This window comes from Bradyrhizobium huanghuaihaiense (genome assembly GCF_025200885.1).
GTDB classification, from domain to species: Bacteria; Pseudomonadota; Alphaproteobacteria; order Rhizobiales; family Xanthobacteraceae; genus Bradyrhizobium; species Bradyrhizobium huanghuaihaiense.
Window position 1 is genome coordinate 8,506,951 of the sequence record NZ_CP104172.1, and the last position, 19,402, is coordinate 8,526,352.

At 58.9% G+C, this 19,402-nt stretch carries 17 protein-coding genes; 5 read left to right on the plus strand and 12 right to left on the minus strand.

All coding sequences use genetic code 11. The features are described 5' to 3' along the window. Window positions 1-29: 29 nt before the first annotated feature. From N2603_RS39790 to N2603_RS39840, 11 genes are all read right to left on the minus strand, one after another. Complete coding sequence (locus N2603_RS39790; protein ID WP_260424376.1) at window positions 30-1,250, minus strand: substrate-binding protein; 1,221 nt, start codon at window positions 1,248-1,250, stop codon at window positions 30-32. Between the two features lie 150 nt (window positions 1,251-1,400). Next, window positions 1,401-2,657: an amidohydrolase family protein gene (locus N2603_RS39795; protein WP_260386472.1), complete on the minus strand. Its 1,257-nt coding sequence runs from the start codon at window positions 2,655-2,657 to the stop codon at window positions 1,401-1,403. 75 nt (window positions 2,658-2,732) lie between these two features. Then, window positions 2,733-3,428 (minus strand): ABC transporter ATP-binding protein, encoded by a 696-nt coding sequence (locus tag N2603_RS39800; protein ID WP_260386473.1) that lies wholly within the window; start codon window positions 3,426-3,428, stop codon window positions 2,733-2,735. Then, window positions 3,421-4,155, minus strand: coding sequence for an ABC transporter ATP-binding protein (locus tag N2603_RS39805; protein WP_260386474.1), 735 nt, complete (start codon window positions 4,153-4,155; stop codon window positions 3,421-3,423). The genes N2603_RS39800 and N2603_RS39805 overlap by 8 nt, the downstream gene beginning before the upstream one ends. Continuing rightward, on the minus strand, window positions 4,142-5,152 hold the full coding sequence (locus N2603_RS39810; RefSeq protein ID WP_260424377.1) for a branched-chain amino acid ABC transporter permease: 1,011 nt from the start codon (window positions 5,150-5,152) through the stop codon (window positions 4,142-4,144). The genes N2603_RS39805 and N2603_RS39810 overlap by 14 nt, the downstream gene beginning before the upstream one ends. A gap of 65 nt (window positions 5,153-5,217) precedes the next feature. Then, window positions 5,218-6,438 carry a substrate-binding protein gene (locus N2603_RS39815; RefSeq protein ID WP_260386475.1) on the minus strand — a complete coding sequence of 407 codons (1,221 nt, stop codon included), beginning with the start codon at window positions 6,436-6,438 and terminating at the stop codon, window positions 5,218-5,220. After that, window positions 6,435-7,298, minus strand: coding sequence for a branched-chain amino acid ABC transporter permease (locus N2603_RS39820; RefSeq protein ID WP_260386476.1), 864 nt, complete (start codon window positions 7,296-7,298; stop codon window positions 6,435-6,437). The genes N2603_RS39815 and N2603_RS39820 overlap by 4 nt, the downstream gene beginning before the upstream one ends. A 612-nt stretch (window positions 7,299-7,910) precedes the next feature. Continuing rightward, entirely contained in the window at window positions 7,911-8,282 is a 372-nt protein-coding gene (locus tag N2603_RS39825) for a hypothetical protein (protein WP_260386477.1), read from the minus strand. Window positions 8,283-8,331: 49 nt separating this feature from the next. Further along, complete coding sequence (locus tag N2603_RS39830) at window positions 8,332-10,119, minus strand: FAD-dependent oxidoreductase (protein ID WP_260386478.1); 1,788 nt, start codon at window positions 10,117-10,119, stop codon at window positions 8,332-8,334. Then, the gene (locus N2603_RS39835; RefSeq protein ID WP_260386479.1) at window positions 10,112-10,915 is read right to left on the minus strand and encodes a phosphoenolpyruvate hydrolase family protein; all 804 of its coding nucleotides are present in this window, start codon (window positions 10,913-10,915) and stop codon (window positions 10,112-10,114) included. Before N2603_RS39835 ends, N2603_RS39830 begins: the two co-directional genes overlap by 8 nt. A 52-nt stretch (window positions 10,916-10,967) precedes the next feature. Then, window positions 10,968-12,218 (minus strand): Tm-1-like ATP-binding domain-containing protein, encoded by a 1,251-nt coding sequence (locus N2603_RS39840; RefSeq protein ID WP_260386480.1) that lies wholly within the window; start codon window positions 12,216-12,218, stop codon window positions 10,968-10,970. A gap of 321 nt (window positions 12,219-12,539) precedes the next feature. Here N2603_RS39840 and N2603_RS39845 point away from each other — a divergent pair, with 321 nt between their 5' ends. The 5 genes from N2603_RS39845 (at window position 12,540) to N2603_RS39865 (ending at window position 17,627) form a co-directional block, all read left to right on the plus strand. Next, complete coding sequence (locus tag N2603_RS39845) at window positions 12,540-12,755, plus strand: helix-turn-helix domain-containing protein (protein WP_260386481.1); 216 nt, start codon at window positions 12,540-12,542, stop codon at window positions 12,753-12,755. 57 nt (window positions 12,756-12,812) lie between these two features. Further along, window positions 12,813-14,510 (plus strand): DUF262 domain-containing protein, encoded by a 1,698-nt coding sequence (locus N2603_RS39850; protein ID WP_260386482.1) that lies wholly within the window; start codon window positions 12,813-12,815, stop codon window positions 14,508-14,510. Between the two features lie 330 nt (window positions 14,511-14,840). Beyond that, window positions 14,841-15,452: an Abi-alpha family protein gene (locus N2603_RS39855; protein WP_260386483.1), complete on the plus strand. Its 612-nt coding sequence runs from the start codon at window positions 14,841-14,843 to the stop codon at window positions 15,450-15,452. A 291-nt stretch (window positions 15,453-15,743) separates the two neighbouring features. Continuing rightward, window positions 15,744-16,064 (plus strand): thermonuclease family protein, encoded by a 321-nt coding sequence (locus N2603_RS39860; protein ID WP_260386484.1) that lies wholly within the window; start codon window positions 15,744-15,746, stop codon window positions 16,062-16,064. Window positions 16,065-17,075: 1,011 nt separating this feature from the next. Beyond that, window positions 17,076-17,627: a hypothetical protein gene (locus tag N2603_RS39865; RefSeq protein WP_260386485.1), complete on the plus strand. Its 552-nt coding sequence runs from the start codon at window positions 17,076-17,078 to the stop codon at window positions 17,625-17,627. A 4-nt stretch (window positions 17,628-17,631) separates the two neighbouring features. Here N2603_RS39865 and N2603_RS39870 read toward each other — a convergent pair whose 3' ends face one another. Further along, window positions 17,632-19,311, minus strand: a complete 1,680-nt coding sequence (locus tag N2603_RS39870; RefSeq protein ID WP_260386486.1) for a phosphoenolpyruvate hydrolase family protein — start codon at window positions 19,309-19,311, stop codon at window positions 17,632-17,634. Window positions 19,312-19,402 lie beyond the last annotated feature (91 nt).

The following is a 19,402-nucleotide window of genomic DNA, read 5'->3' on the forward strand; positions in this document are numbered from 1 at the left end:
GCGAAGCTCGCCCGCGCAACACGCGGCATTCAACACTCCTTCGGCTCGACCAGGCCGGCGCTACGGGCGACGATCTCGTATTGGCCGGCCTTTGCCACGCCAATGTACATGTTCATCCTGCAGTGGCGCTTCCCCGGCACCATCTCCGCCGGCCCGCCAGGCCCTTGGGCAATCTTGACGTGGTCAAGCGCGGCAGCGACGGCCTCGCGGTCAATTGTACCGGCTTCCCTCACTGCGGCTTCCCACAGCTTCAGTCCTCGATAAGTGCCGGTCGCAGCACTCCCTGCTGAGAACCGGAACTTGCCAGGAAACTGCTTTTCGTAGGCCGACTGAATTTTGGCGCTCACCGGATCTTCCACCGCGAGCGCCTTGTAATAGTCGAGGCTGCTGGCGAGGCCTTCGATCTCGTGAGCCTGGTTCATCTCCAGCGTGTTCTCGTCATAGTACACGCAGCCCAGCTGTCCCCCATTCCTGGAAAAGCCCGCTTCATAAAGCTGTTTGAAAAACGAGCCTACGCCCGGGGGAATGCCGCTGTTGAAGACCACGTCTACCTTGTTGGACGTGATGCGGCTCACGGTTGACGAAAAATCGATCTGGTCAAGCGGGTAGTATTCCTCGAACACCACCTCCCCGCCGCTGCTCTCGATCACCTTGCGCGCATAGGCATTGATTGTTTGCGGCCAGACGTAGTTCGATCCAGGCAGCGCGAAGCGTCTGCCACCGTTCTTGATCAACCACGGAATGAACCGGTCGCAATTCTGCGCCGGTACCGGCCCGGTGCAAAATAGATAAGGCGTGCACTCCCTGCCTTCGTAGGCCTGCGGATAGATGTAGAGCGTCTTGCCACGAGAGATGATGATGTCCTTGATGGCGTTGCGCATCGAGCTCGCAATGCCGCCGAGCACCAGGTCGACCTTGTCTCGTTGAACCAGCTTGCGGACATTGCCAACAGCAACGGACTCGTTGGACGCGGTGTCCTCGATCAGGAGCTCGATCGGGCGCCCCAAGAGACCACCGTTCTCGTTGATCTCGCTCGCGACCATGCGAGCGACATTGGCGTCGGTATTCCCGGCAAAGCCGAGTGCCCCCGTAAGGTCGGTCGCAATGCCAATCCTGATCGGGCCTTCGGCGGCGTTGGCCCAGTCAGGACGGATCACCCAGCTGCCCGGGCCGGCCGCAATGGCCGCAGACGCAAAGGCGAAATTGCCGAGAAAGCGGCGGCGGCTGAGTTGCCGGTGATCATTCAGCATCGAACTGATCTCCCTTTGGCTCATGGCCAATCTCCACGCGCCCTGCTCTTTCCGGGCGGCGCGGTAGCCGAAAAAGCTATCCGTCATTTGTAGGCTTCAAACAGCCTCTCAGCTCGCATTTGGGTAAAATCGCGTAACGTAGGGTGGCATTCAGGACAGTCTGAAAAACTCCCTCGCGTTCTCGCCAAGGATTCTGATCGCCAAGCGCTCTGCGTCGCGGGATCGAAAGTAACCGCTCGCGGCTTTTTCGCTCAGAACCTCGCCGATGAGCCGGCGTGCGCCTTGTATCGCGGCAAACGTCTCCTCGACGTGAAGACAATCTCCTCCGACCATCATTCGCGATTCATCGGGCAAGACTTCAATAGCCTCGTGCAGAGCCAGCTTGAAATGTGACGGGCTCAACAGAAAAGACCAGCACAAATCAAGCCAAACATTGCGGTACACAAAGGCCATTCCCAACAAGTCCCGGCTCCAGGGATAGGCCAAATGCATCAGCAGAAAGCGGGTCCGAGGATGACGCTCAATCAACGCTGTCATACGTAGCGGGTGGGAGCCGCTTATGATAGCCGTTCCAAGGTGGGTTTGGACTGGCAGGCCGGCCTCGCCTGCGAGTTGGCAAAACAAGTCGACGACGAAGTCGCAGAACGCCTTGCGCGCCGCAGGGGATGGAGACCTTTGTCCCCAGGCCTGCCGAGCGAGGTCCTCGTTCGGTTCGTCAAAGCCTAGATCCCGGTCATAGGCGAGCGCGTTTTTGAGCGCAACGTGATTGCGCCGGGCGCAGCCGGCTACGAGCTCGCGGATTGCGTCGCAATAATCCTCGAAGGTCTTCACCTCCATGCCGAGGCGCCGCAGCAACGTATGGCCGCAATTTCCATTATGGTCGCGGGATTCGGGGTGCCAGCCGAGCGCGAATGCGTTGATCCGCAGGACCGCATCGTAACTTTGCCCAAGGCCCGGGCGCGGATCCATTAACGGATCGAGAAAAGGGTCCGTTACGATCCTCCCGATGGCGGCGCGCCCAATCACTTCACTTGGCCATGTCGCCTCCTTGTGGCGCAAGCGCACTGAGGCGTCTACCGCCTCCCAGTTGTCGCGTGTGATTCCGGTCTCGGCGAAACCGTAAAGCTCGGCGACACCAACGGTGAGGTTACGAACGAATGCATTTGAGCCGCTGCTCTCCAGGAACGGAGCAAGGGCCTCCCAGGTGGTTGGCTCGGTAGCGGTAGATAACATATCGCCGGTCGCCTTGGGCTCGGATGGCAGCACGTGGCTCGTCCAAGCCGCATAGCTCTGCCGGAACAGTTTCAAAAGATTCACGTCCCTGCTGTGTGCGATCTCGGGCATGTGATGTTCATGGACATCGATGACTTGGCACGCATTCACAAAATCACTGATGGTTTTGGACATCGTCCCTCTCTGTTCAGTCATCTCAAGGAACTTCAACGCGCCATCTTTCGGGCGTGAGGTGGCGGCCGGACGCCTCTAGGGCGCTAGATACGTCAACAGCCGCGGGTCGTCGCGCAGCTGTTGCGACGGGCCCGACAGCGCGACACGGCCGCGATCGAGCACATAGGCGTGCTCCGCGACACGCATTGCGAGATCGAGATGTTGCTCGACGATGATGATGGCGATCTCTCTGGCTAGTTCGATCAAGCGCTCGGTGATCTCCTCGATGACGCCGATCCAGACACCCTCGGTCGGCTCATCCAGCAGGAGGAGTTTGGGGTTTCCGAGCATCGCGCGGGCGATTGCGAGCATCTTGCGCTCACCACCCGACAGCGTTCCGGCCGGCTGATCCAGGCGCTGGCCGAGTTTTGGAAACATCCTCATCACCCGGTCCACTGCCGATCCATCGCGGTGCAAAAGCGATCCGACGGCGAGATTGTCGCGCACGGACAGGCGCGTGAACACTGAATGCTCTTGCGGCACATATCCAATGCCCGCCCGCACCCGCTCTTCGGTCCGCCGGCGATCGATGTCTTGGCCGTTGAATTGCACGGCGCCCTTCCATGCCGGCAGTTCACCCACGATCGCCTTCATGAGCGTGCTCTTTCCAGCGCCGTTGCGCCCGAGGACGGCCACACCGCCGCGCGGCGGGACGGCCATATTGACGCCGAACAGGACCTGGCTGCGTCCATAGCCGGCGTCGAGATGCTTGATATTGAGGAATTCAGGCACGGCGCAAATAGATCTCCTGGACGCTTCTGTTGGCCTGGATCTCGGCAACCGTCCCTGACGCCAGCACCTTGCCCTGATCGAGCACGGTTAGCCGGTCGCAGATGTCGCGGATGAAATCGAGGTCATGCTCCACGATGACAAGCGAGCAATGCTGCTTGATCGGCTGCAGCAACTCGCCCGTGACGCGGCGCTCCTCCAGGCTCATGCCACCGGTCGGCTCGTCCAAGAGCAGAAGGCGCGGCCGGCATGCGAGCGCCATCGCGATCTCCAGCCATTGCTGCTGCCCGTGAGACAGGGTCGCCGCAGCATCAAAGGCGCGATCGGCGAGCCGGAACTGGAGGAGCAGCGTCATGACCTCCTCGTGCAGTCGTCCCCGACTGCGCGAGAACGCCAGATCCAGCAGTGAGGACCGGGCCTGCAGCGCGAGCAGGATGTTGTCGTAAAGCGTGAGGGACGGTAGCACGGCGGTTATCTGGAATTTCAGGCTCATGCCCGCTCGCGCACGCTCTGGCGGCGTCAACGAGGTGACGTCATTATTGATGAACGTAACCATGCCTTGCGTCGGCACGAGCGCACCTGCAAGACACTTCATCAGCGTGCTCTTGCCCGAGCCGTTCGGCCCGATCAGGCCATGAAACTCTCTCTCGCCGACGGTGAGCGCCGCTCCGTCGAGCGCGGTGAGCTTGCCAAAGACCTTGGAGATGCCCACGGCTTCAAGGAGCGGCATTGCGCTTCTCCTTCAGGCCCGGGCCGAAATGACCTACACGTTCACGCTCACCCAGCACGAGGCTGATCAAGCCGAGGGGCCGGAACATAATGACGAGCAACAGCAAAACGCCGAGAATGATCGGCCAGATATCGCGATAATTGTCGGAGAGCCAGAAGCTGAGGCCCTCGACAATCGCGGTGCCGATGACCGCACCGATCAATGTCCCGGAGCCGCCGAACAAGACGTAGAGCACGACCTGGGTCGACATGACCACGCCCAGCATGTTTGTCCAGACGAAGCCCTCGTGAAACGCATAGAGGCTGCCGGCAGTCCCTGCGATCGCGCCGCTGATTGCGAATATGATCGCCTTCAAATGTTGCACCTTGTACCCGAAGAAGGCGATGCGCTGTTCGTTCTCTCGTAATCCGGCCAGTGCCAGACCGAACTGCGACCGCAGCAGAAAGCGCGACAGAAGGTAGATCAGAACCAGAATAGCGAGAACCAGGTAGTAAAATCCTCGTCCCTCGCTCAGTTCGTGCGCGCCGATTGTCATCGGTTGGATCGAAGGGATACCGTTCTGGCCGCCAAGATAATGAGAACCCCGAGCCAGCCGATCGGCTGCGTAAGCTCCGGTCATGGTACCAAGCGAAACGAAGACCACACTCGAGGGGTGACGGCCAAGCAGCAGGAAGCCTGAAAGCAACAATGCCGCGACAAAGCCTATCAGGGTTCCGGCCGGAAGAACGGCAAAAATCGATCCGACGCCGAAGTCGCGTGAAAGCAGCGCCACACCGTAGCCGGCCATCCCGAAGAACAACGACTGGCCCAAGCTCAAAATCCCGGCATAGCCCCACACCAGGTCGAACGACAACGCGAAGAGGCACAGGATGAGCACTCGCGTGGCATAGACCGTGATGTAATCCCGCAGGACGAACGGTGCGATCGAAGCGGCAATCAGCAATGCCAGTTCGAGAATTGGAAGCACCTTCGTTCGCGCGGCGAAGGCAGATGCCATGACGGGCGAACGAGCAGCTTCAATCACGTGTGGCGGGGGCTGTATGCCGGTGCCGGTCGATGACATCAGCACTCCTTCGGCTCGACCAGGCCGGCGCTACGCGCGACAATCTCGTACTGGCCGCCCTTCGCCACTCCAATGTACATGTTCATCCTGCAGTGGCGCTTGCCGGGCGCCATTTCGGCAGGCCCGCCCGGCCCTTCCGCAATCTTCGCGTGGTCGAGGGCTGCGGCTACCGCGTCGCGGTCAATCGTACCGGCCTCCTTCACCGCAGCCTCCCACAGCTTTAATCCTCGATAGGTGCCCGTCGCGGCGCTGCCTGCCGAGAACCGGAACTTGGCAGGGAATTGCTTGTCGTAAGCCGACTGAATCCTAGCGCTCACCGGATCCTCCGCCGCGAGCACCTTGTAGTAGTCGAGGCTGCTCGCGAGCCCTTCAATCTCTTGGGCCTGGTTCATTTCAAGGAAATTTTCGTCGTAATAGACGCATCCCAGACGCCCGCCGTTTTTGGAGAAGCCGGCTTGATAGAGCTGTTTGAAGAACGGGCTGACGCCGGGCGGGACAATGGCGTTGAACACCACGTCGATTTTGTTGGATATGATGCGGCTAACCGTCGATGAAAAGTCGATCTGGTCGAGCGGATAATATTCTTCGAAGACGACTTCGCCACCGCTGCTCTCGATCAGCTTGCGTGCATAGGCGTTGATTGTTTGCGGCCAAACATAATTGGAGCCAGGCAGCGCGAAGCGTTTGCCACCATTTTTGATCAACCAGGGAATGAACTGGTCACAATTCTGTGCCGGTACCGGCCCGGTGCAAAACAGATAGGGCGTGCACTCTTTACCTTCGTAACCTTCCGGATAGATATAGAGCGTCTTGCCGCGAGAGATAATAACGTCCTTGATCGCATTGCGCATCGAGCTCGAGATACCGCCGATCACCAAGTCGACCTTGTCTCGCTGGATCAGCTTTCGCACATTTCCCACGGCGACAGATTCGTCGGAGGCAGTATCCTCAATCAGGAGTTCGATCGGGCGTCCCAACAGGCCGCCGGAGTCGTTGATCTCCTTGACCAGCATGCGAGCGACATTGGCGTCGGTGTTGCCGGCAAAGCCAAGTGACCCGGTAAGATCGGTCGCAATGCCAAGCCTGATCGGGCCTTCCGCGGCATTTGCCCAGTCCGGGCGAATTACCCAGCTGCCCGGACCCGCCGCGATGGCGGCGGAGGCGAAGGCGCAATTGCTGAGAAATCGGCGGCGGCTCAGTTGACGGCTGGCGTTGATCATCGGTTGACCCCTCTTCCCGAAACAAGGCCTTGCGGCCGGAACTTGATGAAGATGATGGCAAGCACGAACACCAGAACGTCGGCGATAACCGGTGACATCAGCCAAGGCAGCCAGGCACTGAGCGTGCCGATGACGCTGGCACCAGCGACTGGGCCGGCGAAGGAGCCGACGCCACCGACCATCACGGCAACGAAACCCTGGATAAGAAAGCGGATGCCGAGATCGGCGAACAGTGAAAAGACCGGCACGATCAGCGCGCCAGCGAGACCTGCGAGTGCCGCACCAAATGCAAAGGTGACGCTGTAGATCGTGCCCGTGGAGATGCCCGAGGCACGCGCCAGCTGTGGGTTCTCCAGCGAGGCGCGGACTCGCAGGCCGAACGAGGTGTAGGCGAGCAGTACATGGCTCGCGGCCATGACCAGCAAAGTGATGATGACGATGACGCCGCGCCAGGTGGCGAAATGCAAACTTCCGATCGTGATAGAGCCACTGATTGGCTCCGGCACCGACAGATACAGCCCCCCGGTCAGGCCGCGCACGACTTCGCGAATGATCAGTCCCAGCGCATAGGTTCCAAGCATGGCGACGATTGGAGCGGCATAGAATCGGCGCACCACGAGTTTTTCCAGGACGAAGCCAAGCGCTCCGACCACAATGGGCGCGGCAAGCATGCCGAGCGGGACCGGCAAACCGACGCTGTGCACGAGATAAGTGACGTAGGCGCCCAGCAGGACGAACTCGCCCTGGGCGAAGTTGAAGATACCCATCATGCTGGCAATGATCCCGAGGCCGAGCACGACCAGCACAACGATCGCGCCGAAGCTCAAGATTTCGAACATGGCGATAAGTTGCGTATCCATGCCGCTGTGTCACATTCCTTGGGATTGCGAGCACATCCTCTTCACGCCGATCGCTTGACGGCGTGAGCTACTCGTTGGAATGCGAAGGGCTGCTGTCACGAGAGCGCTCCTGGAAGGTCATCCCGGCAATGGGATTTGCAGGCGATGGTGGACTTCTTGGGCGGCCCGCCTCTCGGCACTTCATTCACGACATGCGGCGCGAGATTGCCTACAGAAACGCAAGGAGATCTGAGTAATCTTGGGTAATGTTCGCCAGACAAGCGACATTGCGCCCGCGTCAAAGAGAGCCCTCCGGCCGGTGCCTAACTTCTCCCCAGCCCAATTTCGACCCAGCCAAAAACGATAGGAGAGCTATCGCATAGCCCTAAGCTGCCCGTCGCGGGCGGGCGCAATCGCGTTCCGCGGCAAAAGATGCCGAACCATGAAGGACACCAGACGAGAGGACGCACCACTTCACGATGGTCGCCGGCGGTTAGTTCAGCGCCAAAAAGGGTGAAGTCATTCGGGCCGAACACCTGGCTTGCCCACGAGCGGAAATGTAAATTTCAATTCCGCACCGGCAAACGCGTCTGGAGGGTTTGAAGCAACTCGTCGGAGGCGGGAGGCGTGTCATTATACTCTTCCAGTCACCTGATGACGGCGCATGATAAGCCGCTTCGCCCGGCCAACTGCTTCACCGACCAGCGAAGCATCCCCCGAGCGGCTCGCAACTACTTCCCAGTAGGCTTTAATGCACCTTTCTGCTCCTTCGCGAGTATAAGGCGCGTCGGGATAAGCGGCTGCGAATATTTCGGGATGAGGCAGCCGGGATTGACTGCTCCCCGCCTTCCTTTCGCTTAGCGCGAAGCGAACCGTCTCGCGGGCATCCAGCGCGAGCTTGGCTTCATCGAGCCGGCTGATGCGGATCTTCGGGCCTTGCAGATCCTGCAGCACGCCGATCGGCGGATTGAATTCCAGCTCCAGCGCACGGATCGAGGCGAGCACACGGGCATGGTCGTCATGGGTCCCGTGGCAGAAGTTTAGCCTGAAAGTATCAGCCCCCGAAATAAGCTCCGGATGCTGCCGCCGTCTGACCCTGATGGATGGATTGTACGATGCTGTTCACCGCGCGGTAGGCGAACACGATGGCTGGTCCGATCGTAATGCCTGCCCCAGGGTAGATCCCACGCATCGGTGAGGTCATGTCGTTGCCGCAGGCATAAAGACCTGCGATCGGCACGCCATTTCCATTTAGGACCCTACCGCCAGGATCCGTTGACAGGCCAGTCGCAGTTCCAAGGGTCGCCGGGACAATCGGAAGCGCAATGAATGGCCCGTTTTTGATAGCTCCAAGGTTCGGGTTTTTCTTTCCGACCGCGGGATCTCCCAGGGTTCGGTTGAAAGCCGATTCACCGCGTTTGAAAAGCGGATCGCGTCCTTCAGCTGCGTGGGCGTTATGTTCTTCAACGGTCTTTTGGAGCTCTTGCGGGTCGAGGTCCAATTCCGCCGCAAGCTCCGCAATCGTCCGGCCAATTTCGATGTAGCCCAACCGAGCATACTTCTTGATACTCAATGTCCATGGCCAGGGGAGCAAGTGTCCCATCCCCCTGAGGCGGACGAATTCCTTGTCGCAGATGAAATAAAACCGCTTGTCCGCCGGATAACCGTTGTTGAACATGGCAAGGCAGATATCATGATACGAATTGGATTCATTGACGAAGCGCTTGGCATTTGGCCCCACCGCGATGACACCTGGACGGCCACGATCGAGCCAGCCATACGGGACCACTTGCGAGGCGCGGCCGTTCCTGAGAATCGACACGGGCGTCCAGAATCCACTCGATGCAACGTCATTATCGATCGCAGCTCCGAGCTTACTTGCGAGCGCAATGCCGTCTCCAGTGACATCGCTGTGGGCCAGCGTATCATTGTGCTGGTGGGCTCGGCTGAGCTGGGCTCGCAATTGAGCGTTCCGCGCAAAGCCACCAGTTGCCAGGATCACCCCATGAGAGGCGCGGATGCGGGAATCGGCGCCATCACGCTTGACGATTGCGCCAGTGACTCTCCCGCGCTCCCTCGTCAGATCAACCGCTGGGCAGCTTGGCCAGATTTCAATGCCATATCTGCGAAGGCTTACCAATAACCGCGCGATCAGAGCATTGCCGCCACTGAGTTCAGTGCCCCGCCTGTAGCGCAGCCGGTCGCGTGCGTAGCGGCTGACCCGGCGCAGGACATGCTTTAGCGAGGCAGGCGACTGGAATGGATTGAGGAAGCTTCTTACCTCGCCGGACGAAATCATCATGCCGCCGAGCACGACGCGAATCGGATCACCTATCAGGTCGAAATCCTTGCCTAGAAGCCGTCCGTCGTAAGGTGCGGGGCTCAGCGCCCGGCCCTTGTCGATCCCGCCGATTTGGCTGGAATGATAATCCGGAGCGGAGGCCAGTGTGAACTTGACTTCACTCCCATTCTCCAAGCTGGCGAGCGCCGTTGGGCCGTCTTCAAGATAGGCGTCCACGAACTCGGGGCGATAGTAGTTGCCAAGTTCGTGTTGCAGATAGATCTTCGCATTCGCAATCGAATCATCGATTTTCGCCGCTCGGGCCTGCATTGAGCATGGAATCCAGATCATGCCGTTCGACAGGGCAGTCGTGCCACCGAGCCGGTCAGATTTCTCGCACACCGTCACGCGAAGTCCGGCCTTTGCCGCATAGAGCGCTGCGGACAGTCCAGCCGCGCCGCTGCCGATCACGAGCACGTCAGTATCGCAATCGTGCGTTGGCTTGCTCGCTTTGGAGAAGGAAGCGGAATTGGGTTTCAATTTGGTGATTGGGCTATTCATTCGTGCCTCGGCGCAGAGTCTGCAGTGAATGCTGACGCTTTCGCGGGAGCGGAACGGCTTTGAATTTTTCGGCTGCAGCCTTCACCGCCCGCTCAATCGGGATCCGTTCGATGGAGGAGGCGCCAACGAAACCGACACATCCGGTCGATCGGTAGACTTCCGAGGTATCCTGAGGCTCAGCGATTGCCCCGCCATGGCAGAGAGGGATCACATCCGGGCGGACGGCCTGAGCCGCAGCATTGATCTCGTTGATGCGCCTGATGGCCTCTTCGATCGACTGTCCCTCCTCATGACCAACAATTCCGCCGCGCGTTGCGCCGACATGTGGGACAATGCAGTCGGCTCCCGCGGTTGCCATCGCTTTGGCATCCTGCGCGCTTGCGACATAGGCGAGCGAGAAGATGTTCTTCTTGCGGGCCGCCGCGACCATCTCGACCTCACGCTCAAACCCGAGCCCGACGCGGCCTCGACGATCGCGCCATTTCTCACCCATCGTTGAAATAGTCGGGTAATTGATCACGCCGGAGAATCCGGCAGCCCAGAACTTGTCCAAGAGATCATCGAGGTCGAGCCGGACGGGATCCCAAGCCTCGACACCGCCTATAACAGGAACGGAGGAGACGACGTTGCGGATCTCCGCCGCGAGTTCGAGCGTGCGCGCATTGGAATCGCCGATCCGGCTCGTCGGCAGCCCCATCAACCGCGATAGTCCGGTGCTGTAGACCACAAGCATGTCGGCGCCGCCGAGAGCTGCGCATTTTGCGACGAGGCCGCAACTGCTCGCCGCGGCAAGCACCGCCCTTCCAGCAGCAACTTGAGCTGAGATCTTTGCGAGTATTTCGGCCCGATCAAACATTCGCACGGGATGAACCTCCTGGTGTCAATTGTTCGACGATCCACGATGCGGCCGCCTCCGCAAATTCCGGATCATTGATGTGACAGTCCAACTCGCGGGCGATGATCGAGCGCGGCAGGTGTCGCCTGACCGCGTCGAACCAGGCCCTGTCGGCTTCAGGATTTCGAAAGATGCCGCCGTCCCGGTCATAGTCAGACACTCCCTTGGCCGGCCACAAAACAAGGGCGGGCGCCTTTGCTTGCGAAAGGCGCTCGGCTGTGAGCCTGCCTATGCGCTCGTTCTCCGAGACGGTCGTGCGCATGAGCGTCGTGAAGGGAGTATGCGAATAGAATTGGCGCCCCTTGAATTCGGCAGGCACGCTCGCGGGAGGGCCAAAATTCACCATATCGACGGCCCCCGGGGCTATAAGCTGCGGAATCATGCGGTGAGAAGCTGCCTTGAGCCGATCCGGACCTGCACTGGCGGTGCCCCCGACAAGCTCGTCAGCGAGTTCGGTTGTGGTCAGATCGAGCACCGCATCGAACTCGCCGGCGGACACGAGTTGCTCCATCTTGCGTCCACCGGCACCATTGGCCGGAAAGACAATCGCGTCGATACCTGCCTCTGCCAGCCGCGCGACACAGCGATTTGCCGCCGGCGTCGTGACCCCAAAGGCCGTTATCGAAACTGTCCTCCTCTTCCGCCGCTCACGAGCAGGCACATGGCGCATCGCCGCAATGGCCCGCCCGGCATTATCGAGAACGCGTTCGGTGAACGCGTTGATCCCGAAAAGATCGACCAGGGTCGGATAGAGGATGATGTCATTGTGGAGGGCGAGTTCGGCCAGAAGGGCTGGCCTCGCGCTGCTCACCAGCAGCTTCGGAAAGCCATACGGCAACTCCGAAACAACTTCACCGAAGACTGCGCTGCCCTTGCCGCCCGCTACTCCTACGATGGCGTCGATCGAACCTGATCGCAGCAGCTCCTTGACTTCTTCACGCGCGCTTGCAGCTATTTCCCGTAAGAGCTCGGCAGGTGCAGCCACCCGTGCATCCCTGCCGTCCGGCTCGCTTCTGCCCCTCCTGTTTGAAGTGCCTACATCTATCGTAAGAGTCTTGCGGCCCCACTGTTCGATCACTCGTGCGAGATAAGCGGTCTCGCGGCCCTTTGTGTCCAGGGTTGCGACGATCGCGACCTTGCCGGCAAGATCGGACGGGTGACCATCCCGGACCGACCTCTGGTCGTCCGCGCAATGGTGAGACACGATCTTCCTCCTGGACGTTTCTGGACACTTGGAGGTCTAGATCGGAGTGAAATGGCTCATAAGCCCGGATACGAGCGCGACTGGGTAAAGTTGGGTAGCCGCCAAGCGGCCAGCCGCTTCGCGGAGGACTCGAAATCCCCAAAATTTAGATTCTGAGACTGTCTGGGCTTGTCCAAGGCGATCCATGTGGCCCATTGATCTAACTGTCCCTTTAATTGCCGCTGCCTCTAGGCTTGTCTTAAACAGAACAGGAACGAACAAGCCTTGGTGCAAAAGTTTCCCCGGGGGAAACCGCGCGCCGAACCCCGGAGCCGGAATGCGATGCCGCGTTTCACTGACCGCTACGTCGCCCCGGTGACGTTTCAGCAAATTCAGAAATATGAAAACGGCCTTAGCCGGATAGCGGCCGCCGATCTCGCCCGACTGGCAGTCGCATTACGCTGCCAATTAGTCGATTTCTTCGCGCCTGATGATTCTCAGGGAGATGACCAGAGGCAAAGCATGATAGATCGCAAACCTGAAAAATTGTGGAAATGAGTCTCGACAACCCCGGGGTCTGGGTGTCATGTTTTCTCGATTTGGGGAGAGGAAATAATGGCTTCACCACTTTCAGCACACGAACAACCGGTCTCTAAAATATTTGGCGGCGATTATGTTTTTGAAATTCCCGGTTTTCAACGTCCCTACGCATGGACGGTTGAGCAGGCACGCGACCTCTTGGACGACCTTTGGGATGCCGCCAAGTCCAAAGACCCTGGGGAAGAGTATTCGCCCTACTTCCTAGGAAGTATCGTCCTCATCAAGCCTGAAAATGTCCCCGACTGCCAGGTCGTAGACGGCCAGCAGAGGCTAACGACGATTACTCTCCTTCTTTCGGCTATCCGGGCGAACCTGTCCGCCGACGAAGGCCGAGATATAACGCAACTCATCTACGAGAAGGGCAGCCAAATCCTCGGCACACAGGATCGGTTTCGACTGGCCCTGCGATCGCGCGACCTCGATTTTTTTCAGACCTATGTTCAGCGTGAGGGCGGCTTTGCCAAGCTCGTCGCATTAGGCGAGCAGAATTCAGACAGCCGACAGAATTTGCGTAGAAATGCTTTCTATTTCAACGAACGCTTAAGCGAGATGACCGTCGCTGAGCGCGTGAACCTCGCGCAATTCATAGTGACACGATGCTTTCTCGTCGTTGTCTCGACCCCTGATCTTGATTCGGCTTATCGTATCTTCTCCATCCTCAATAGCAGAGGCTTGCCGCTTGCGCCCGGCGACATATTAAAGGCCGAGATTGTCGGCGCCATAGAGGACAGCCAGCGCGACGCCTACACCAAGAAATGGGAGGATTTGGAAGAGTCTCTGGGACGCGATCAGTTCAGCGAGCTCCTGAGCCTCATCCGCATGATCTATCGCAAGGCCAAACCAAAGGGCACGGTTCTCAAGGAATTCAAAGAGCACGTCGCTCAGGCTTACAAGCCCCAGCAACTCATCGACGATGTTATCGTTCCCATCGGCGAGGTATTCGCCGAATTAACCGACTCCGCTTACGTTAGTTCGGAGAAAGCGGAAATCGTCAATGAGCACCTAAAATGGCTCAATCGCCTCGAATTCAACGACTGGCTTCCGCCCGCCATGGCTTTTGCAGTCCGCCATCGCAGTCAGCCTAAGAAGATGGAGACGTTCTTCCGGGATTTGGAGCGCCTCGCGTATTCAATGTTAATCCGCAAGAGCAGCATCAATGACCGCATAGACAAGTTCTCGCGGCTTACCAAGGAAATCGAAAGCGGCGATGATCTGACCAGCGCAAAATCGGCCTTGCAGCTTTCGCAGGCTGAACAGGCAGCAACGTACAAGGTGTTGAGTGGACCTTTGTACGACACTCTGGCCGCTCGCGCCCGAACGGCTGTCATTCTTCGCCTGGACGCGCTGATCTCTGGCGGTGGAGCAAGCTACGACTACGACACAATCACGGTTGAACACGTGCTGCCACAGAATCCCAAAGCGGACAGCAAGTGGGCTGAATGGTTTCCCGATGCACAAAAGCGCGTCGAAGTTGTCCACTCTCTCGGCAACCTCGCGCTTCTGACGAGAAAGAAAAATGCCTCCGCCAGCAACTGGGATTTCGACCGCAAGAAGAAAGCATACTTCTCAAAAGATGGCGTATCGCCATTCGTGCTCACGACGCAGGTTCTCGAACACAACGATTGGACGCCTACCATCGTTGAGGCCCGCCAGCAGCAATTATGCGAGAAACTCGAAGCCCATTGGCGTTTGCAGAACCGCAAAGCGGCCTAAGATCTGGCTTTCAACCGATCTTCTGTGAGGGAAGAGCGATCAATGAATCGTCCGACCGCGCGCTACCCGAGCGACCGTCGAAAAGCGAAGCGCTTCGGCCTCCTTGAGGTGAATGCATGCGTATGCGTGGATTCCCCGGTAGGTCCCGACGCCCTCACCGGTAGGTGGGAGGCAAGCCACCTCGACGGCACTCGCCGAGGCCGGTGCAACACCGCACGAAATCACGGCGATCACGGGCCATCAAACGTTGGGAAGAGGTGGAGCGCTACACCAAGGCAGAGCGCAGAAGGAAAACAGCAGATTCCGCGATGAAGAAATTGAGGAGTGTTAATGACTGATGGGAATCTCGTTCCGATCTCGGATGAGCAGGCCAAGGCAATTCGGGAAGCGCTAAAAACGTTGCAGGGGATTGGCGGCTTTCTCCAATCAACATTTGGGACGTTGCCTCAAGACATTGTGGGCATGCTCGGTGGCGATTATCTGAAAGTCAGGCGTGCGGAAAACATCGTTAAGATGACTGAGAAAGCCAAAAAGCGGCTTGCCGACCGTAACGTCGAAAATGCCGACGCACCGCCATCATTGGCGATTCCAATCATGATAGCCGCGGGCGACGAAAGTCGAGACGAGCTTCAAGATTTATGGGCGGCGCTGCTAGCTGCTGCTGCTGATCCCGGCCGCAACCGAGCATTTCGCATCGTGTTTATCGAGGCCGTGAAGGCGATGGACCCGTTAGACGCTGTCGTCCTCAAGGGCTTTCCCGCCAAAGGGCCGCTGAACACGGGAGATTACGATCAACTTGCGCAAACTGTTGGGTTGCGGGCCGACCAGGTGGCAGTCTCCGTCACCAATCTCGAGCGTCTTCGCCTTTGTGATTACGCCAACGAGAGGCGGTTTGTGAGGATCACACCGCTAGGCCGCGAATTGCTGCGCACTATTGAATAGGACGCATGGGGAGCAAACGGTGTCCCACTGAACTGAGCGGTGGGACAAAAACGATGATTTTGCTCAAAAGATCAACGTCGTTTTCGCTGAATGGCACTCCCTAGGAGCCTCTGGTTAGTATTCCAACGTCAAAGAGAGTAGCGATTTTTCTGCACAACTTCATTGATTTATTAAATGTCAAACTTCGCGTTGCCATCAAAGAATGTCCGAGTGCTTGTTGGACGTTTTATCTGACGTTTCTGTGTAGAAAAGGACGCTAGCTCGGGCCTTGCATAACCCGTCGCAAGCGCCATGATCTGGCTGAGCAGTCGGGCGTCTCGCCCCCGCAAACAAATGGCGAATATCTGTGAAGGTCTGTCAGGGGCAATGCGAGCGCTCCTGCTGTCGGCGATACTGGCTTGCTCGATCATGCCGGCTTCTGCATCTGATATTGTCGGCAAGGCCTCTGTCATCGACGGCGACATGATCGAGATACATGGCCAGCGGATTCGGCTGTGGGGCATCGACGCCCTGGAATCGGACCAGCTTTGCCGCGGCGATAACAGCAAGCACTACCAATGCAGTCGGACGGCTCTGGAGTACGCAGTGCTCTGCCGGTCTAGCTCAATCTGAAACGCATCCAGCGCTTCGAGGATGTGGTCCTCAGCAGCGGATATGTCGCCCAGTGCGAGGTATTCACGAATGTCCCCGAGGTCTTCAGCGAGCTGTCGGCGGTCTTCTTCCAACTGAGCCGGCGATAGCCCATGAGCGGGCATCTCCTGGTACGGAACGGCCCAAGGTCCGCTAAATGGCTACGTCAAGGCGGAGGTGCTCCTCCTGCATCTAACGCCATTGAACTTACACACATGGTAGGTTCACTGGGGGATATTAGCGTCCGAGGTCCTTAGCCAGCCAAGAGTGTGCCGGGTGCTGCCGCATCATCGAAAGGATCGCTCGCAATGGAGCGACCTGACGGGGCCCTCTGTGTTTCGATGAAGGCGCCCGATGTGGTACAGCAGTTCCGAAACGAGGTGATTGAGTGCAACCGTGTGGATTGGAAGCCGCCTCGCCGTTTGAACCGACTGGGGCAAGCGTAGCTGGCGGATCTTTGATGGATTTGGGCTCGCGCATGATCGCGAGCCGTCCAATTCCGCGACACCAGTTCCCGACCGCCCGGCGAGGCGCGCTAAGAGTCAAAAAGATGCCGCTGCCGGAGTTTTCCAGCAGCGGCGCCAGTCAGGGAGGAAGCAGACGAGCCGGTCTGCTAGCGGATCCGTAGGGCGCAGAAAGCTCGCCCCGAAATTTTCATACCCGAGACGCTTCACGGGCCCTCTTCATCGCGAGCGGAGCTCGCTCAGTATCCTGCAGCAAATCGCATCCGGCACTCAGGACGAGCGCGGAGAGCCCAGTTAAGCAGCCAGGAGGAAACGGCGCCGACGACCATCCCTTCCTAGCCGAACCTGGCTCCTGCGCCAAAGAAAGCATGACGGTGCTACGATAACGATCGACGTCGTGGTCTAGACCTGGATGAAGCGGCGTGTAAGATCGGCGGAAGCATCAATTGGGTAGGGTTGGGTAGAAACCGTGAGAGCCAATGTCTTAGGTCGCCTTGCCGCAAGCCTCTGCTCGTCTCGCGGTGATCAGATGACGATCTATGCGCCGTCACTGCGGACCCTTCCACCGAACGCCATGCTGGTCATGGCCACGCTTCCCGTCATCGACTGGAATGACTGTCTCCTGCGAGACTTGCAAGCGAGGCCCAAAGTGCCCCCTTCCTGCTATGCGGCGATCGTCATGATCGACCCGTTTGCATGCTGGGAAGATCTCGGTGATTTGTTGGAAGATGCAAGGATGACCGGAGTGACGAACTTTCCGCCTGCCTGCATGATCGAACGGACACCGGCAGGAGTGCCGCTCGAGCGCGGTCAGGAGCTCGAGCTTCGCCGTATGGAGTGGTTTGCAAGGCGAGGGTTCAAAGTCCTGTTTGTCGCGGCGGACGAGGCAAGGATGACAGCAGCCGAGCAACGGCTAGGTTCACAACTGGATGGGTCCGTCTATCTGCGACCCGAGGCGCTTGCGCTGCCGATTGGATCGGACATCGGGCTCGTAAGCCTTGGCTCTCAGGGATCGTCGTCGGTACCGAAGTTCTCCCTGGAGCATGCCGCCACGGCCAAGCAGCCGCTCCGACGGGCATGAGGCCTTATTCGAGGATCCGCAGTTTCTTGATTTTGTTGTAGAGGGTTTTGCGCGAAAGCCCGAGAGAGCGAGCAGTCTTGCCGCGGTGAAGCCGGTTTCTCTTCAGGCCCTCGATAATCCAGTCTCGCTCGGACAGCGAGGCCGCGGGCCGTGCGCCTGAAGGTGGCTCCAACAACGGCTTTAGCACCTCACCGGTGATGTGACTTGATGGCAGCGTCACGAGCTGGTTCACGACCTGCCGCAACTCGCGCAAATTGCCTGGCCAATCGTGCCCGGCGAGCGCAAGGAATGCAGAGTTTTCTATCGTGAGCGTCTGGGCGCTGGAATCTCCTTTGGCTTCGACGGTGAAGTGTTGAACGAGTTGCGGCAGATCTTCAAGCCTGTCGGGTAGCGAAGGTAATTGGACATCCAGCCCGGTAAAAAGGTCGAGAAGCCGCGCGCACAGAACCGTTTCAAGGCCTGCGCCTCGGGCCACGGTCGCGGTCGCAATGATCCGGGCATTGGAACGCATGACAGTTACCCCGTTCAGAGGGGTAAATCCGCCTGTCTCGAGGTAATCGGCAAGGCGCTCCTGTCCATCGCGCGAAAGTTGCTCGACATGCAATAGTACGACGGCACCTTCACTCGACGCCTCCAGGAGTGACAATTGCCGTCTGCCGCTCTCAAGACGCTCGGCACCGAACAACGGGCCAAGTATATCCATCGCCGGACCAGGGCGGCAATGAAACAACGCCGCCTTGGCGTGCCTGCGGTCGCTAAACGCGTGAACCAGGGTTGCTATTCTACGCTTGCCAGAGCCAGCCTCTCCCCAGATGAGGACCGGGCGGGGGGTCGCCGCAACGCGTTTGGTGATCTCGAGGATGCGCTTCATTGCCGAGGACTGCGCGATCACGCCGTGCCTGAAACCACTCAACTGCAGCTGCCGTTCGAGTAGATCCACCTTTTCGCGCAGCAGGTGGATGGTCTTGAAGCCCGACGTCACCTCGAGGACCGACATCTCCAGAGGCACGCGGTCCAGCGAAGAGCCTCCTATGAATCCCTGGATTCCGGTCTCGCGACAGATGTCGAGGAGTTCGTCCGGCTTTGTGATCGGGCCCCCACCAAGCAGGCAGATGGTGCTCTTGTTGACGGATTGAGCAACGCGCGCAACGGCATTCGTACGGGCTGCAAGTTCAGACAGGCTGATCGACGGCTCGGACTCGCTTTCAACCGCGCGGTTTAGATTGAAGTTGATGCAAATGGCCTCGGCGCCCGCTTCGACCATTCGACGCGCCTCGGATTGACTGCGCGTATAGGCAATCGTCATCAGGCCGCGTTTAGCAGCTTTCACGAGGAACTCGATTTCCCTGGAGTAACCAAGACCACACTTCTCGAGCAATGACCGGCGCTCATCGTCGATGTGAATGACCGATGGGAAGTTGGTCACACCGGCAAATCCCCATTTGATGATCCGATCGAGCCAACGATCAAGATCGAGCTCGGGGTCGAAGGTACACGCGCCGAAGAAGACCGGCAGCTTCGTGCTGGGCAGGATTTCGGTCCGTCCGAAGCTTGCCACGAATTCGTTACTGTTGCGGATTGGGAGGATCGAGGCAGGTGAGGCCCCACCCATGGCTCGAAAACGGCCCGCATTGAGCGCGAGCACAAAATCGGCCCCCGCCCGCTCGGCGGCCCTGGCGGTCATGCCCGACCCGATCCCCGCACCAAGGACAAACGAACGGGAATTGCGGAAGAACTGCCTGATACCGGCTCCCTTCACCTCAGCCGTCCGCCTG